Source organism: Lysobacter sp. KIS68-7, assembly GCF_021284745.1.
Lineage (GTDB): Bacteria > Pseudomonadota > Gammaproteobacteria > Xanthomonadales > Xanthomonadaceae > Noviluteimonas.
This window is the reverse complement of the sequence record NZ_CP089925.1, coordinates 349,648-365,720: the sequence shown is the minus strand read 5'-3', so window position 1 is coordinate 365,720 and position 16,073 is coordinate 349,648. Positions and strand designations below refer to the sequence as shown.

The window sequence follows — 16,073 nt, the reverse complement described above, 5'->3', positions numbered from 1 at the left end:
GGGGAGAGTGACGAGATCGCGTTGCTTGGGATGTCGCTGGCAAACGAACAGGAGTCGCAAGGTTGTTGGCCTCGTACGTCATGCACGCATCGCGTTCGGTCGATTATGCAGGGAATTGCGACGTCCGCAGGTTGCGACGGGGCCGGGGCGGCCCGTATAACTAGTCCGGCTCCGAGGCCGTCGGAGGGCAGGGGCGTCGCGGCGCCAAGACGATGACCCAGACCAAGCATGCGAGTCCGCCGCCGGCGGAGCGATCGCGATGAGCGCGACCGCCAGCCTGGCCACCGTGACGGTGACCTACCATCCCGATCTGCCGATCTTGCGCGCGCAGTTGACGCAGCTCCCCAGCGACGCGTTGCGCATCGTGGTCGACAATGCGTCGCCCCCGCTCCTCCTTGCAGGTTTGCGCGCGCTGACGACCGAAGTTGGGGCGGAACTCGTGGAAAACACCACGAACCTTGGGCTGGCGGCGGCCACGAATCTCGGAATCGCGCGAGCCCGGGAAGCCGGTTGCGAGCGCGTTTTGTTTCTCGATCAGGACACGGAGCCGGGAGAGCACGGTGTCCTTGCACTGTGCGAAGCACATGACCGGTTGCGTGAGGCCGACCCGCGTCCCGCATGCATGGGCCCCCGGCTGGTCGATGCGTCGACTGGCCTGGATCACGGCTTTCATCAACTCCGGGGCTGGCGATGGGTCCGGATATGGCCGCGCGCAGGCGATCAGTCAGTCGTCCGTTGCGCGAACCTCAATGGAAGCGGGACACTCGCACCAAGGGAAGTCCTGGACAGGCTGGGTGGACTTGAGAGCGACTTCTTCATCGACCACGTCGACACGGAATGGGCTTTTCGCGTCCTTGCGAACGGGTTTGGCCTATATGGAGCTCCCGGTGTCGTTTTCCGACACCGCATGGGCGAGAAGACGTGGCGTTTTTGGTGGTGGGGGTGGCGTATCTGGCCGTATCGGTCTCCTTTGCGCCATCGTTACCTGTTTCGCAATGCGGTTCGTTTGATGCGGCGTCCTTATGTGCCGCGGGTATGGAAGGGGTGGGCCGTCGCCAAGCTCGCGATGACGTTTGCGGCGCATGGGCTGTTCGATGCGTCCCGCGGGCCGCAGCTTCGGGCGATGGCATCCGGGTTTTCGGAAGGGTGGCGCGCAGAGCGCGCGAGGAGCGGGAGTGAGTGACGAAAAGATCTATGTGACGCGACCGTTCCTGCCGCCGCTGGAGGAATTGTTGCCGTCGCTCGAGCGAATCTGGGCGACACGCGATCTCACCAATGGCGCCGCATTCCATCGCGAATTCGAGCAGGCGCTCGCCCGTTACCTCGGAGTGCCCTTCGTTTCGTTGTTCACGAACGCGACGATCGCGCTCGTGACTGCGCTGCAATGCCTGCGCATCACGGGCGAGGTGATCACGACGCCTTATTCGTTCGTGGCTACTGCGCATTCCCTGCTCTGGAACGGCGTGGAGCCCGTGTTTGTCGACATCGATCCGCACACGCTGACCCTGGATGCGTCACGCGTGGAGGCCGCCATTACTCCGCGCACCACGGCGATCATGCCGGTGCATGTCTACGGCAGGCCGGCCGACGTGGATGGACTGCAGCGCATCGCGGACACCTATGGGCTGAAAATCATCTATGACGCCGCACATGCATTCGGCGCCCGCTTTCGCGGCAGGTCCCTGGCGGACTACGGGGACCTGTCGGTCCTGAGCTTCCATGCAACGAAGGTGTTCAACACATTCGAAGGTGGCGCGATCGTGAGCCGCGACGCCCAGACCAAGCAGCGCATCGACTATCTCAAGAACTTCGGGTTCGCGGACGAAGTCACCGTCGTCGCCGCGGGCATCAACGGCAAGATGAGTGAGTTCCAAGCGGCGCTCGGCATGCTGCAACTCGACCACATCGATGCCAGTATTCGGCAGCGTGGCATGGTAGCTCAGCGCTATGACGCGGCCTTTGCGGACATTGCGGGCATCGATGTGCTCGGCGGCCTCGAGCAATATGTCCCGAACTACAGCTACTACCCCATCTTCGTCAGTCGCGACTTCCCTGTGTCGCGCGACGATCTGTACGCACGCCTGCGGGATGCAGGAATCCACGGGCGACGTTATTTCTATCCGCTGATCAGTGATTTTCCGATGTACCGAGGGCGCCCGAGTGCTGCCAAGTCCGGTTTGCCGACGGCGCACCGGATCGCGGATGAAGTCATTTGCCTTCCGATCTATCCCGAACTCGGAGTGAGTGATCAGCAGCGCGTGATCGACTGCATTCGGACCGCTGCCACATGACGAGCGCGCACTACACGCAAGAGGAGTTGCGTGAGATCGGGTTCGCTGCCTGGGGGGGCGACGTTCTGGTTTCGCGCAAAGCGTCCTTTTACGGCGCGGAGCGCATCCGCTTGGGCGATCATGTCCGCATCGACGATTTTTGTGTGTTGAGCGCGGGAGAGGGTGGCATCGACGTCGGTAGCCGCGTCCATATCGCCGTGTACACGAGCCTCATTGGGAAGGGCCGCATCGAAGTACGTGACTTTGCGAATCTGTCGTCCCGCGTGTCGATTTATTCGAGCAACGACGACTACAGCGGCCGGACGATGACAAACCCGATGGTTCCCGCGGAGTACACGGGCGTGTCCCACGCCGACGTCGTCATCGGCCGCCATGTGATCGTGGGAAGCGGCTCAGTCGTGTTGCCGGGCGTTGTCCTGGAGGAGGGCGTCGCCGTCGGGGCCTTGTCTCTCGTCCGGGACTCGTGTGCTGCGTTCGGCATCTACACCGGTACGCCGGCAAAGCGCGTAGGCGAGCGCAGCCGCCAGTTGCTCCAGCTCGAAGCGCAATTGCGATCCCGCGAGGGCTTGTGATCTCCGCGGCGCGACTGCGCGACAACGTCGCTGCAAATGTCGCCGGGATGGCGATCGCGGCCGTAGCGGCTGTCCTCTCCGCCCCCCTGATCTATCGCTGGCTGGGGCCCGATGCGTACGGCCTTGTCGGTGTTTACGTGTTGCTCCAGACCTTGATGCCCCTGTTCGATGCAGGCATCACCGCGGGCCTTGCGCGCGCCGTTGCCTGGCATCGCGAGAGGTCCTTGGGTGAGGTTCGAACGCTTGTCCAAACGGCCCAGCGGCCGGTTGTCGTACTGGCGACTGCATTCTTCGCGATCACTTGCGCTTGCGCCGGGTTCGCCGCGAGTCATTGGCTCGGCCACGCTGCGATCCCCGTTGCGTCGGTGCGCATCACCTTGTGGCTGATGGCAGGCGCACTGGCGGTGCGCATGGTGGCAGGCTTGTGGCGCGCTACGCTGATGGCGCTCGAATTGCAGGTTCGAGCAAATGCAATCCAGGCGTTTGCCGCCGTCGCGCGTACGTTCGGGGCCCTTGTTTTCGCTGCAGCGACCGGCACCGGTGTCGTCGGGTTTTTTGCGATCCAGGTGCCCGTTTCACTCGTGGAGGGTGTTTTCTACCGACGGGCGTTGAGTTCGGTGCTGTCCGCAAGCGCGTCGCCGATCCCGCAGAATGAGCTCGCTGCGCATATGCGCTTTGCGCTTGGCATTGCAGGTCTGTCCGCGGCATGGTTGGCAACGTCCCAGATCGAGAAGGCATTACTGGCAGACCGCCTTTCTCTTTCGGGATACGGTGCTTATTCGCTCGGCGTGCACGTCGCATCAGTGACTCTCCTCGCCGTCGGTACGGTTCATGGCGCTGTGCTGCCCCGCATGACCCGACAGGTCGCCGCCGGGGAGCAGGGTCCTCTGCGCGATCTTTATGGAGTGGCGACGGCGCTAACAGTTGCCATGTCCTGCGGAGTCGTTGTGGCGATCGCGATTGGCGGGCGCACGCTCGTTCCTTCGCTGCGCGTCGCCGTTGACGGGATCGATCCCCTTCAGGTTGCTTGGCTCTATGGTTTCGGCAACATGGCCGTCGCACTCCTTGCACTCGCTTACCAACTACAGAATGCGCGAGGCGTGCTTCGGTTCCATGCATGGGGCACGGCACTGCAGGCGTTGGTCCAGGTGCCATTGATGGCATGGGCATCGGCGAGGGGCGATGTCGTGCGCACGGCATGGGCATTTGCATTGGTGAACTGGTTGTTCGTAGTTGGGTGGATTCCGATTGCGCACGAGCGGTTCCTGCCGAATGGCCACATGCCGTGGCTTCTCAAGCAGTTGCTTCCTTCGTTGATCGCCGGGGCAATCGTGGGCTGGGGTAGCGTCCATTTGGCCCATGCGATCCCCGATGGACCGACTTGGGGGCTCTTCGCGACTGCGTTGGGCGCCGGTGCATCGTTCCTTGCGGCGGTCACGGCGAATCCGTCTGCTCGTGCGGTCATTCGGGAATGGAAGGACGCGCATGCAATCGGATGAAGCGCCCGATGTGAGTGTGTGCGTAACGACGTACCAGCACGTTCGATTCATTCGCCGGTGCATGGAATCCGTGTTGTCGCAGTCCTTCGCCGGCAATCTCGAGCTGTTGGTGGGCGATGATGGCTCGACAGATGGAACCCGGGACTTGGTCGCCGAACTTGCGGCGCGTGACTCGCGGGTCAGGCCTGTGTTCCATGCGGCCAATCTCGGGCCAACCGGCAACCTCAACAGTCTCGTCGCGATGGCGCGGGGTCGCGCCATCGCGCATCTGGATGGCGATGACGCATGGGAAAGCGGCAAGCTCGCGGCACAACTCTCGCTGCTGGACACGGATCCCGGAATTGTCGCTGTGTACTCGAATGCGCGAGTGGTCACCCCTGATGACCAGCCCTTGGGCGTGTTCAACCAGGGGGTTCCCAAGCGCGTCGACATGCGGGAGTTGTTACGTCGCGGCAACTTCCTCAACCACAGCTCGTTGTTGTATCGCGTCGAGGTCGTAGATGCCGTTTTGGCGATGGCGCCGCCTTGGATCGACTACCGCCTCCATGTTCGGCTGGCGTCCCGTGGAGCGCTTGCTTACGTTGACTCGCCCCTTGTGGTGCATCGTTGGCGGACGCCGGGTTCAATGATCCGCACGATGCCGCGGGCTGTGCTCGATGGCCACATGGATGCTTTCGTCGAAGCGCTCGACGCCGGTGCTGCCCCATCCGACCTGCGGCGCGCCGCCGGTCGCGCATGGAGTAAGGCGCTGGTGCAGGCCGTAGTGGCGCGAAACTTGGGCAGCTTGCGTTACTTCACCCAGCGCCTGCGGGCCGTGCCCCGCTTGGGTGCAAACCCCGCCTGGTTCGTTGCGCAGACCGTACTCGCACCCATGCGTGCACTACATTCGTGGTTATCCCGTCGCCGCGGGATCTACTTTCCTTGAGAGGATTGATATGCAGGAAAAGCTTCAAGGATGGTTGGCCTCGGCGATTGCAATTGCAGCTGGTAGCGCGCGCGCCGCGTCGGGACGCTGGCGCTGGTGCGTCGTCTGCGAACGTCGCGTGCCAGCCTTCCTGCCTTGGCGAGGGGGGTGGAAGGCGGCCCCGCCACTGATGCGGAGCCTGGGAATGGTCGGGAGCGACCTGGATCATTTCGCTTGCCCCAGGTGTGGCGCAAACGATCGGGATCGACACCTGAGGCTGTATCTCGAGCGGACCAAGCTCTGCGATCGCCTGCGCGGCGCGCGCATTCTTCACTTTGCGCCGGAGGCGCCCTTGATGGCATGGATTGCCACGCTTGGTCCTTCGCGCCATGTCCTCGCCGATCTGTATCCCTCGCGGCTCGACATCCAGCGGATGGACTTGGAGGCGATCCCGTTCGAGGAGGCGAGTTTCGATTTCGTCATCGCAAACCATGTCCTCGAGCACGTCGTTCGATTGGATCGGGCCACAAGTGAAATCGCGCGCGTCCTTGTGCCGGGCGGTCACGCCATCCTGCAGGCGCCATGGTGCCAAGGCATCGACAAGACGATTGAAGATCATGGCGTCCGGTCGGAAGAGGCACGCTTGCAGCTGTATGGACAGGCAGACCACGTGCGATTGTTTGGGCGCGACATCTACGAACGAATAGCCGCCTCGGGCTTGCAAGCCCTGCCGATCACACATGCTGCTGCCTTGGGGGATGTCGACCCGGACAAATTCGGCGTGAATCCGCAAGAAGACCTCATGCTGTTCTTGCGGAGCTGATCAAGCGCGTCACTTCCTCGTTGCGTCTTGCAGCCGCGTTTCGAGCTCCGCGGCCGCCTTGTCGTACTGCCCCAAGGCGCCGAGCCGGCGAATCTCCGCGATCTCCGCGCGCGCTTCATCAAAGCGGCCCATCGCGATCAACAGCTTCACCAGGTTGATCCGGTATTGCGCAGTCGTCGGCGCCAGCGTCACGGCCTGGCGCCACAGCACGAGGGTGCGATCGCGATCCCCGAGCTGGTTGAGCAGGTAATCGCCCTGCATCGTCACCATGTCCGCGCGCGGGCCCTGCGTCGCGGCGGCTTCGAACAGCCCTTCGATGCGCTCCGGCGGGAAGCGGCATTCGCGCGTGCGCGCGCACTTGACCAGGCTCGAGACCGCGTTCATCTCCTGCGGACCGATCGGGCGCGTGCGCAGGCGCGCTTCGAAATCGTCCCACCACAGGTCGGGGATGGGGCGCTTGATGTGTTCGGCGAGCAACAGGTAGGCGCTGTGCGGCAGCACGCCGCTGCCGGGCAGGCGCCGGGCTTGTTCGAGTGCGTCGATCGCCGGCTGCACGAACGGCGAGTCGGCGCGATAGCCCGTCATGATGACGAGCATGCGGCCGAGGCCGTAGGTCGCGCGCGGCGAGTCGGGGTGCCTGGTCGCTTCGCTGGCCGCCAGGCGATACGCATCGCCCCATTCGAAAGCGCGCGCAAATGTGCCAGCGGAGTAGAACAACACCGCGGCCATGGCCAGCAACGCACCGATCCGTTGGGCTGGCGCGTACGAGGGCGCCAGCAGCAACAAGTCACCCATCGCGAGCAGGACGCCGAGCGAGGCGAAGTAGTTGCGGTGTTCGTAGACGAGTTCGAGTGGGAGGAACGAGGCCGTCAGCGCGTGCGCCGCAAGGAACCAGGCGATGCCCAGGCTCGCGAGCGGCCGGCGGCGCCGCAACCAGAACGCGAGGGCCGCGAGCACGGCGAGGAACACCCAACTCGCGAGCGTTGCAGCGGGCGCGAGCCATCCACGCGAGATCACGTAGTCGTCGTGGTACAGGCCGAAGGCGCGCGGGCTGGGGAAGACGGTCCACCGCAGGTAGTCGACGAGCACGCGGCCTTCGGTCAACAGGCGCTCGCCCATCGTGAAGTCGCGCCCCGAGTAAGCCGCTGGGGCGAGCGCGTGCATCAGCAGCCAGGTGCCGCCTGCGATTGCCGGCAGGGCCAGCACGCAGACATACACCGCCCATAGGCGATGTTGCGTCCGCGCATGGGCCGTCTCGAACCGAAGCACGCAGGCTTCGATCAGGAACGCATAGAGCGGAAGCAGCGCGGCGGACTCCTTCGCCAGCATGCCCACGGCCGCGCATACCACGAGGCCAGTGAGCACGCGTCCCCAACCGGGCTGTCCCGCGATCTGCCGTGCGCGGCCCGACAGGTATACCAACAGACCGAGGAATACGAATGTGTGGCTCAGGCTCTCCATGCGCTGCACCACGTACAACACCGCGGTGAGCTGGATCGGATGGAAGGTCCATGCCGCGGCAACGAAAACGGAGGTCCATCGGCGCCGCGCCTCGCTCGCCGACGGCGCGCCCAGCGCCAGTAAACGCGCGACGAGCAGGAAGACGAGGACGCCGTTCAACGCATGCACGCCGATGCTCGTGAGCTTCATCGGCACGGGGTCGAAGCCGGTGAAGTAGGTGTTGATCGCGAAGCTGAGCATCGACAGCGGCCTTTGCAGGTCGCTCGCGGGCGAGGAGAACATCGCGGCCAGCCAGTCGTTCCAGGCCAGGCGGCTCAACTGGAGTGCCGTGTTGTCTGCGATGTTCGGGAAGTCGTCGAGCACGAAGCCGCCCCCGCGGCCGGGCCAGTACAGCGCCATCGTCGCGATGCACAACGCGATCGAAAAAGCCCAGGCGAAGCGGGGCGAAGAAAGCGCACGCATCAATGCTGTCCCTTGTCGCGTTCGGCGACGATGGCGCGCCGCAGGTTGTCGATCCGGTGCGGCCAATATGCCTGGCGATCCAGCACCCACGCATGCACGCGCGGCATTCCGAACGCGGCCGCGGGCGGCGGCGGCAACGTCGCGTAGTGGTCCAGGTGGGCCAGCGCGCGGTCGTACTCCCCGGCGCTCGCGAGGATCGAAGCCTGCACGCCGGCGACCTGCGGCGTGGGTTCTTCCATCAACGCACGATCGAACAGACGCAGGGCCTGCGCCGCGTCGCCGCGACGCAACGCCAGGCGGCCCTGGATCGACAGCAGATCCTGGCGGCGGCCGGGGATCGCGTGCAGCTTCGGGTTCTCATAGGCGGCCTCGGCGAAGGCTTGCACCGTGGCGTCCGTCAACCCCCGGCAGGAGTGCGCATCGACCACCGTGAGCGCGCGATCGAGCCAGCGATGCACGAGCATGTCGCCCTCGGTGGCGGTGTGCAGCGCGGTGGCGATGCCTTGCGCAACGTCCGCGGGCAGTTCGCCTTGCGCGCAGAACGCACTCGCGGCGTTGAGCGCGAGTTGCAGGTCGTCGGGGCGCTGCGACCACAAGGGCAGCAGGCGAGCGAGCGCGCGATCGGGATGGCCCGCCTGCACGTCGAAGCTCGAAGCCGTGGCCTGCGCGCGGGAGGACTCGGGGCTGCGTGCGGCCCACAGCGCCGCCATGGTCGGTTGGTCGCCCCACAGCGTGGCGCGTTGCCAGGTCAGCACGGTGCACAGCGCGAGCAACGCGCATGCGGCGCCGACGCGAACGGCAGGCGCGACCTTCCAGCGCGCAAGCGCCAGGCCCAGCGGCCAGAACACGAGCATCGCCGGCAGGTAATTACGGTGCTCGAAGAACAGCTCGAGCGGAATCGTGGTGCTCTCGATGACCTGCCCGGCAAAGAAGAACAGCACCGCCGCGGAGAACGCCGGCGTCCGCGCGCGCGCGCACCACGCGCCGACAAGCAACGCCGCGATCGCAAGCAACGAGAAGAGCGTGCTCGCCGGCGAAAGCAGGCCGGTGGAAGCCGCGTAAGCGTCGTTGTATACGCCCGTCGACAACACGCGCGGCACGAAGAGCAACTGGAAGTAGTCGACGAGGATGCGCGGCTGGGTGAGCAGGCGCTCGGCGAGCGTCCATGGCCGGCCCGGGATCGGATCCAGCATGTGGCGCAGCGGAAGCAACAAATACACCGCGATCGCGATGGACGGCAGGACGACGAGGATGCGGCGGAGCACGCGCACGCGCGGTGCTTCCCGCGCCGAGAGCTCGCGCAGCACCGTGGCGTCGAGCGCCAACGCGAGCAAGGGCAGCAACGCGCCGTTCGCCTTCGACAGGAAGGCGAGCAACGTACCGCCCACCATCGCGACCAGCATCCACGTCGCACCACGCCGGGCATCCGTCGCGGCGAGCTCGCGTCCGTGCACCCACCCGAGCAACCCGAGCAGCGTGAAGGTCGCGGGCAGCATCGCCTCGCGCTGCACGATGTACAGCGTCGTCGACACGAACAGCGGGTGCAGCAGCCACAGTCCCGCGCCGGTGACCGCCGCGAATTCGACCTGCGCCGGCGCGCCCGCGCGCCCGTTGCCCAGGCGACGCAGCAAGCACCACAGCAAGGTGCCGTTGAGCAGGTGCAGCAGGATGTTCGTGCGCAGGAACGGCACGGGATCCGCAGGCCAGTTGCGCGCATCGAGCAGGAAGGAGAGCAGGGCGATCGGCCGGCCCGTGGGGTCCGCCGTGCCGGAGGTGATGTAGCGCCAGAAGGTGGCGGCGTCGTGGACGGGGCCGGTCTCGCCCAGGGCCGGCAGGTTGATGAAGTCGTCGAACACGAAGCCGCCCGACAGCCCCGGTGCATAGGCGCACCAGGCGGCGATCAGGACCAGCATCCACGCGAACAAGGCCCAGCGTCGGGTCATCGGGAAGGGGCGCAAGGAGGCAAAAGAAAAGGGGCCGCGAAAGCGGCCCCTTTGTAACGCATCAGCTGACGCTTGCGTCAGATCAACGCGCGTTGCAGCTCGAAGCCAGCCACTTCTGCTGGATCGTCGTCGAGTAGCAGTTCCACTCGATCGAACCGGCATGCGTGACGGCCGAGAAGATCAGGATCGTGCCGTCGATCTTCGCATTGGCTTCGCGCGGAGCGGTGGACGAGAACGTGGCCTGGATCTGACCGGCCGTTTGGCCCACGTCCACCTGGCTCACGTAGTTACCGCTGATCGAGGCCAGGTCGGCGAGACCAGCCGACGCATTGCTCGGCGGGAAGCGACCCTTGTTGTTGTAGAACTCAGCCAGCGACGTCTTGACGCCGTCGCTCAGGGAGCTGCCTTCCGAAACCTGCGAACGGATGACGTAGTCCTGGTACTGGCTGATGGCGATGGCGGCCAGGATCGCGATGATCGCAACCACGATCATCAGTTCGATCAAGGTAAAACCCTGCATCTTCTTCATGGTATTTCCCCTAGGAGTTTTGAACTTCACGTGCCCCGTTGGCCCGGCCTCTCCGGTCCGTTGGGCAGCCGTGCAACGCTGCACGTGCCCGGAAGGATACGCAGATTACGTGCCAAGTGGGACAGTGGACGCGTGCCACTTCGAGGTGGTGCTGTCTGTCACGGAACCATGGGTTTGGACCGGCCAATTGGCCCTTTATGTCGGCAAGTGACCAAATACGTCAGTCGACCGGTGCGTCACTTGTGCCGCGGGTGCGCCGCATCAGCTCGGATCAATCGATTCCGAGCTTCTTCAACTTGTACCGCAACGCCCGGAAGGTGATGCCCAACGCCGCCGCGGCCTTCGTCTTGTTGTAGCGGTTGTCCTCGAGCGCCTGCTGGATGGCGTTGCGCTCGATCTCCTCGATGTAGCTCGGGAGCGCGCTGGTCATGCTGTCGCGCGGGTCGGCGGTGCGCGGGTCGCGCACGAGCGGTTCGCGGGACGGCATCGCCGACGCCGGCACCAGGGGCGGCGCAGCCGAAGGCGCGGGCGAATTGGTCGGCAGGCGCAGGTCGGCGGCTTCGATGCGGTCGTCCTCGGCCAGCGCGAGCGCGCGTTCGAGGATGTTCTCCAGCTCGCGCACGTTGCCGGGGAACGGGTAGGTGCGCAGCGCTTCGTTCGCGTCTTCGGTCAGTGCCGGAACCGGGCGGCCCTGCGCGGCGGCGAGGCGCTGCAGGATCGCATCGGCCAGGCCGGGCAGGTCGTCGCGGCGCTCGCGCAGCGGCGGCACGCGCAGTTCGATGACGTTGATGCGGTAGTACAGGTCGTGGCGGAAGCGGGCCTCGGCGACGAGCGCGCCGAGGTCCTTGTGGGTGGCCGACAGGATGCGCACGTCGACCAGCACTTCGGTGTTGGCGCCGACGGGGCGGATCGACTTTTCCTGGATGGCGCGCAGCAGCTTGACCTGCATCGGCAGCGGCAGCTCGGCGACCTCGTCGAGGAACAGCGTGCCGCCGTCGGCCGCCTGGAACAGGCCGGGCTTGTCGACGTGCGCGCCGGTGAAGCTGCCCTTCTTGTGTCCGAAGAATTCGCTTTCCATCAGCTCGGCGGGAATCGCGCCGCAGTTCACCGGCACGAACGGGCCGGTCGCGCGCGCGCCCTGCTCATGGATCGTGCGGGCGACGAGCTCCTTGCCAACGCCCGATTCGCCGGCGATGTACACCGGCGCCTGGCTGCGCGCGACCTTGGAGAGCGTGGCCTTCAGCGACACGATGGCGGGCGAGTTGCCATACAGGCGCGTGGCGAGCACGTCGCTCGCGGCGCCGACGGCGGCCGCGCGCTTGCTGCCCTTCTGCGGAAGGTCGAGCGCGTGCTTGACCAGCCCGCGCAGCACGGCGAGGTCCACCGGCTTGCTGACGAAGTCGAACGCGCCGGCCTTCAGCGCTTCCACCGCGGCGTCGACGTTGCCGAACGCGGTGATCATCGCGACCGGCGTGTTCGGGTATTGGGCGGAGATCTCGCCGATCAGGTCGATGCCCGAGCCATCGGGCAGGCGCATGTCGGTGAGGCACAGGTCGTAACGGTTCGCGGCGAGCTGCGCGCGTGCTTCGGCGAGGCTCGATGCGGTTTCCGTGCGCAATCCCATGCGCCCGAGGGTGAGGACGAGGAGCTCGCGGATATCGCGCTCGTCGTCCACGATCAATGCACTTCTCTGGTCGTTCATCGGGCTCCCTTCCCCCCGGCCGCAACATTACCGCGCTTTCCGACCTGCGCGGAAGCTACGCGGGCAAGAGTGAATGCGGACCGGCGAGGCGAATCCGGAAACAACACCCGCCGCCGGGCATCGGAACGTATTCGAGCGTGGCCTGGTTTGCCCGGCACAACTCGCGGGCGATGTAGAGGCCCAGGCCCGTGCCGTGGCCCGACGTCGTGAAGAAGGGGCGGAACAATTGCGCCGCCACCGTCTCCGGGATGCCGGGCCCGCGGTCCATGACATCGATCTGCGGGCCGTGCGGCGTGGCGATGTGCAGGGTCACGCGCGCCGGTTGGCCGGGCATGCGGCCATAGGTCAGCGCGTTGTGCACCAGCGCGACGAGCACCTGGTGCAGCTGGCGCGGATCGGCGAGCGCGGGCACGGCGAGGTGGTCGCTCGCGACCTGCAGCGTGTCGCCTTCCAGCGGGTGGTTGGTGCGGTACTCCTCGATGAAGCGCCGCGCGAAGCCCACCAGCTCCACGTACTCCGGCTGCGCGCGTTCGCGCCGCGCCAGGCCCAGCACGTTCTCGACGATGCCGTTCATGCGCATGGTCTGCTGGTGGATGATTTCCAGCAGCCGACGATCCGCGTCCAGGATTTCCCGCGACTCCTCCAGCAACTGCGTCGCGTAGCTGATCGCCGCGAGCGGGTTGCGGATCTCGTGGGCCAGGCTCGCGGAGAAGCGGCCCAGCGTGGCCAGCGTGAGTGATTCGGCGCGGCGCGAGAGCAGCGTGGTGTCGTCGAGGAACACCAGTGTCTGGTCGCTGTCGGCGAGCAGGCGGGTGAAGCGCGGCACGATTTCCGGCAGGTCGGGCGCGAACTTCATCGGCGTTTCATCCGCCACGCCATCGTGGCGCCAGCGGCGCAGGCGACGATCGAGCTCCGGCGTGAAGCGCGCCAGCGTGTCGCCCGACTGGTTGCCGATCAGCAGCATCGCCGCTTCGTTGGCGATGCGCACCTTGCCGTCGCCGTCGATCAGCACCACGCCCGTGCGCATGCGACGGATGATCAGCTCGCTCATCTCCGACAGGCTGGCCGCCTCCGCGCCGCGGCGATCGGCGAGCGCCTGGCTCGCGCGCATCTGCCGGCCCAGCAGGTTGGTCAGGGTCGCCACCGCCAGGAAGCTGATGGCGAACATCAGCAACTCCGCCGGCGAACGGGGGTTGCCGCTGGCCGCCATCGCGGACCAGACCATTTCGCCGATCAGCGCCGCGCCCGCCAGGCCCGCCGTGCCGAGCCCCAGGGGGAGGGGAAGGAACAGCGAGGCCGCGCCGACGTTGAACAACAACATCAAGGCAATGCCCGACGCCGCCCCCGGCAACGCGTGGATGGCCAGGGTGGCCGCGACGATGTCGATCATCACGCCGACCAGCGCTTCGCGCGCCAGCGGACCCTTGCGGCCGCTCAGGAACAGGGCCAGCGCGGCCAGCAGGTAAAGGCTCGCGGTCGCCTGCCCGAGGGAGGGGTCGCGCGGCTTGCCGAAGAAATCGCCGAAGACGCTGAAGACCACCAGCGCCAGCAGCCCGGCTTCCAGCGCGCGATAGAGCGTGAAGAAATACAGCTCGCGACGCAGCGCGCTCTCGGTGCTGACGGGGGCGTGCGTGCGCGGCAAGGGGGGCTTCCCGATGAGGTTGGCCGGAGTATAGGGGGATGCGGCTTTGCCCCGCGGGTCCGGCATCGGCGACAATACGCGCCCCTTTTCGCGCGCCCCGGCCAACAGGCCTCTTTGCGCGCGGGGTTCCTCCCCTCATTGGTGACGCATGAACTTCCACGAATATCAGGCGAAGCAGTTGTTTGCCGATTACGGCATCGCGGTCCCGGCCGGGCGCGTTGCCCGCACGCCGGAGGAGGCCGTCGACGCGGCCAAGGCCATCGGCGGCGACTTCTGGGTCGTCAAGGCCCAGATCCACGCGGGCGGCCGCGGCAAGGCCGGCGGCGTCAAGCTCGCCAAGACCTTCGACCAGGTGCGCGAGTACGCCAAGGGCATGCTGGGCACGAAGATGGAGACCTACCAGTCCGCCGGCGTGGCGCTGCCCGTCGACTGCGTGCTGGTGACCCAGGCCACCGACATCGCCAAGGAAATGTACCTGTCGGTGCTCGTCGACCGTTCCAGCAAGGCGATCACCTACATCGCCTCCGCCGAAGGCGGCGTGGACATCGAAGAGACCGCGGAAAAGAATCCCGACGCCATCAAGACGCTGCACGTGAACTACGTGCAGGGCCTGCAGCCCTACCAGTGCCGCGACATGGGCTTCGCCCTCGGCCTGGACGCGAAGCAGGTGAACCAGCTGACGAAGATCATGCTGGGCCTGTTCCGCCTGTTCAACGAAAAGGACCTGGCGCTGGTCGAACTCAACCCGCTGGCCATCATGACCGACGGCAACCTCGCGGTGCTCGACGGCAAGGTCAACTCCGACGACAACGCGACCTTCCGCCACGCGGAACTCGCCGCGATGCGCGACATCCGCCAGGAAGACGAGACCGAAGTGCTGGCCAGCCAGCACGACCTCAACTACGTCACGATGGACGGCAACATCGGCTGCATGGTCAACGGCGCGGGCCTGGCCATGGCCACGATGGACGTCATCAAGCTCAATGGCGGCGAGCCGGCGAACTTCCTCGACGTGGGCGGCGGCGCCACCAAGGAACGCGTGACCGAAGCCTTCAAGCTCATCCTGCGCGATCCGGACGTCAAGGCGATCTTCGTCAACATCTTCGGCGGCATCGTCCGCTGCGACATGATCGCCGAGGGCATCATCGCCGCGGTCAAGGAAGTCGACGTCAAGGTGCCGGTGATCGTGCGCCTGGAAGGCACGAACGTCGAAGCCGGCAAGGACATCCTCAAGAATTCGGGCCTGGCGATCATCGCCGCCGACGACATCAACGACGGCGCGAAGAAGGCGGTTGCTGCCGCCGCCGGCAAGTAAGGACCGACGACACCATGAGCGTTTTGATCAACAAGAACACCAAAGTGATCGTCCAGGGCTTCACCGGCTCGCAGGGCACCTTCCACGCCGAACAGATGCTCGAGTACGGCACCAAGGTCGTCGGCGGCGTCACGCCGGGCAAGGGCGGCACGCAGCACCTCGGCCTGCCGGTGTTCAACACCGTCGCCGACGCGGTCGACCAGACCGGCGCCGATGCCTCCGTCATCTACGTCCCGCCGCCGTTCGCGGCCGATGCGATCCTCGAAGCCGCCGATGCGGGCATCAAGGTCATCGTGTGCATCACCGAAGGCATCCCGGTGCTCGACATGCTGCGCGTGAAGAACACGCTCAACGGCTACGACGACGTCGTGCTGGTCGGCCCGAACTGCCCGGGCGTGATCACGCCGGGCGAGTGCAAGATCGGCATCATGCCGGGCCACATCCACAAGCCGGGCAAGATCGGCATCGTGTCGCGCTCGGGCACGCTCACCTATGAAGCGGTGAAGCAGACGACCGACGTAGGCCTGGGCCAGTCGACCTGCATCGGCATCGGCGGCGACCCGATCAACGGCACCAACTTCATCGACGCGCTGAAGTGGTTCCAGGACGATCCGCAGACCGAAGGCATCATCATGGTCGGCGAGATCGGCGGCAGCGCCGAAGAAGAAGCCGCGGAGTTCATCGCGCAGTACGTGACCAAGCCGGTCGTCGGCTTCATCGCCGGTGCGTCCGCGCCGAAGGGCAAGCGCATGGGCCACGCCGGTGCGATCGCCTCGGGCGGCAAGGGCACGGCCGAAGGCAAGTTCGCCGCGATGGAAAAGGCGGGCGTGACGACGGTGAAGTCGCCGGGCGACCTCGGTGCCGCGATCGCCGCGCGTTTGAAGAAGTAATCGACACGGTGCGTTGACGCCTCCGCCGCAACGCTGCGGC

The 16,073-nt window shown here is 66.0% G+C and carries 13 protein-coding genes; 8 read left to right on the top strand and 5 right to left on the bottom strand.

Annotation, left to right across the window (positions count from 1 at the left end; translation table 11 throughout):
* Nucleotides 1-259 precede the first annotated feature (259 nt).
* The 6 genes from LVB87_RS01770 (at nt 260) to LVB87_RS01745 (ending at nt 6,089) form a co-directional block, all read left to right on the top strand.
* A complete protein-coding gene (locus tag LVB87_RS01770; protein ID WP_232899214.1) occupies nt 260-1,183 on the top strand; it encodes a glycosyltransferase family 2 protein in 924 nt (307 codons plus the stop codon).
* Nucleotides 1,176-2,291, top strand: coding sequence for a DegT/DnrJ/EryC1/StrS family aminotransferase (locus LVB87_RS01765; protein ID WP_232899213.1), 1,116 nt, complete (start codon nt 1,176-1,178; stop codon nt 2,289-2,291). Before LVB87_RS01770 ends, LVB87_RS01765 begins: the two co-directional genes overlap by 8 nt.
* Nucleotides 2,288-2,863: an acyltransferase gene (locus tag LVB87_RS01760; RefSeq protein ID WP_232899212.1), complete on the top strand. Its 576-nt coding sequence runs from the start codon at nt 2,288-2,290 to the stop codon at nt 2,861-2,863. The genes LVB87_RS01765 and LVB87_RS01760 overlap by 4 nt, the downstream gene beginning before the upstream one ends.
* The gene (locus tag LVB87_RS01755) at nt 2,860-4,362 is read left to right on the top strand and encodes an oligosaccharide flippase family protein (RefSeq protein ID WP_232899211.1); all 1,503 of its coding nucleotides are present in this window, start codon (nt 2,860-2,862) and stop codon (nt 4,360-4,362) included. The genes LVB87_RS01760 and LVB87_RS01755 overlap by 4 nt, the downstream gene beginning before the upstream one ends.
* 61 nt (nt 4,363-4,423) lie before the next feature.
* Nucleotides 4,424-5,287, top strand: coding sequence for a glycosyltransferase (locus LVB87_RS01750; protein WP_232899210.1), 864 nt, complete (start codon nt 4,424-4,426; stop codon nt 5,285-5,287).
* A 334-nt stretch (nt 5,288-5,621) separates the two neighbouring features.
* The gene (locus LVB87_RS01745) at nt 5,622-6,089 is read left to right on the top strand and encodes a class I SAM-dependent methyltransferase (RefSeq protein WP_232899209.1); all 468 of its coding nucleotides are present in this window, start codon (nt 5,622-5,624) and stop codon (nt 6,087-6,089) included.
* A gap of 9 nt (nt 6,090-6,098) precedes the next feature.
* Here LVB87_RS01745 and LVB87_RS01740 read toward each other — a convergent pair whose 3' ends face one another.
* The 5 genes from LVB87_RS01740 to LVB87_RS01720 form a co-directional block, all read right to left on the bottom strand.
* Nucleotides 6,099-8,012, bottom strand: coding sequence for a hypothetical protein (locus tag LVB87_RS01740; protein WP_232899208.1), 1,914 nt, complete (start codon nt 8,010-8,012; stop codon nt 6,099-6,101).
* Nucleotides 8,012-9,955, bottom strand: a complete 1,944-nt coding sequence (locus LVB87_RS01735) for a tetratricopeptide repeat protein (protein ID WP_232899207.1) — start codon at nt 9,953-9,955, stop codon at nt 8,012-8,014. The genes LVB87_RS01740 and LVB87_RS01735 overlap by 1 nt, the downstream gene beginning before the upstream one ends.
* Before the next feature lie 82 nt (nt 9,956-10,037).
* Nucleotides 10,038-10,484 carry a pilin gene (locus tag LVB87_RS01730; protein ID WP_232899206.1) on the bottom strand — a complete coding sequence of 149 codons (447 nt, stop codon included), beginning with the start codon at nt 10,482-10,484 and terminating at the stop codon, nt 10,038-10,040.
* Nucleotides 10,485-10,755: 271 nt separating this feature from the next.
* Nucleotides 10,756-12,186: a sigma-54 dependent transcriptional regulator gene (locus tag LVB87_RS01725; protein ID WP_232899205.1), complete on the bottom strand. Its 1,431-nt coding sequence runs from the start codon at nt 12,184-12,186 to the stop codon at nt 10,756-10,758.
* A gap of 55 nt (nt 12,187-12,241) precedes the next feature.
* A complete protein-coding gene (locus LVB87_RS01720) occupies nt 12,242-13,828 on the bottom strand; it encodes an ATP-binding protein (protein ID WP_232899204.1) in 1,587 nt (528 codons plus the stop codon).
* 148 nt (nt 13,829-13,976) lie between these two features.
* Between LVB87_RS01720 and sucC the strand changes: the two genes are divergently transcribed.
* Both sucC and sucD read left to right on the top strand, forming a co-directional pair.
* A complete protein-coding gene (gene sucC, locus LVB87_RS01715) occupies nt 13,977-15,143 on the top strand; it encodes an ADP-forming succinate--CoA ligase subunit beta (protein ID WP_232899203.1) in 1,167 nt (388 codons plus the stop codon).
* A gap of 14 nt (nt 15,144-15,157) precedes the next feature.
* Nucleotides 15,158-16,033, top strand: a complete 876-nt coding sequence (sucD, locus tag LVB87_RS01710) for a succinate--CoA ligase subunit alpha (RefSeq protein WP_232899202.1) — start codon at nt 15,158-15,160, stop codon at nt 16,031-16,033.
* Nucleotides 16,034-16,073 lie beyond the last annotated feature (40 nt).

Coding starts and splice junctions, on each gene's coding strand:
- LVB87_RS01735 (WP_232899207.1), bottom strand. CDS start 9,955: ATGACCCGACGCTGGGCCTTGTTCGCGTGGATGCTGGTCCTGATCGCC.
- LVB87_RS01750 (WP_232899210.1), top strand. CDS start 4,424: ATGGAATCCGTGTTGTCGCAGTCCTTCGCCGGCAATCTCGAGCTGTTG.
- LVB87_RS01760 (WP_232899212.1), top strand. CDS start 2,288: ATGACGAGCGCGCACTACACGCAAGAGGAGTTGCGTGAGATCGGGTTC.
- LVB87_RS01730 (WP_232899206.1), bottom strand. CDS start 10,484: ATGAAGAAGATGCAGGGTTTTACCTTGATCGAACTGATGATCGTGGTT.
- LVB87_RS01745 (WP_232899209.1), top strand. CDS start 5,622: ATGGCATGGATTGCCACGCTTGGTCCTTCGCGCCATGTCCTCGCCGAT.
- sucC (WP_232899203.1), top strand. CDS start 13,977: ATGAACTTCCACGAATATCAGGCGAAGCAGTTGTTTGCCGATTACGGC.
- LVB87_RS01725 (WP_232899205.1), bottom strand. CDS start 12,186: ATGAACGACCAGAGAAGTGCATTGATCGTGGACGACGAGCGCGATATC.
- LVB87_RS01740 (WP_232899208.1), bottom strand. CDS start 8,012: ATGCGTGCGCTTTCTTCGCCCCGCTTCGCCTGGGCTTTTTCGATCGCG.
- LVB87_RS01770 (WP_232899214.1), top strand. CDS start 260: ATGAGCGCGACCGCCAGCCTGGCCACCGTGACGGTGACCTACCATCCC.
- sucD (WP_232899202.1), top strand. CDS start 15,158: ATGAGCGTTTTGATCAACAAGAACACCAAAGTGATCGTCCAGGGCTTC.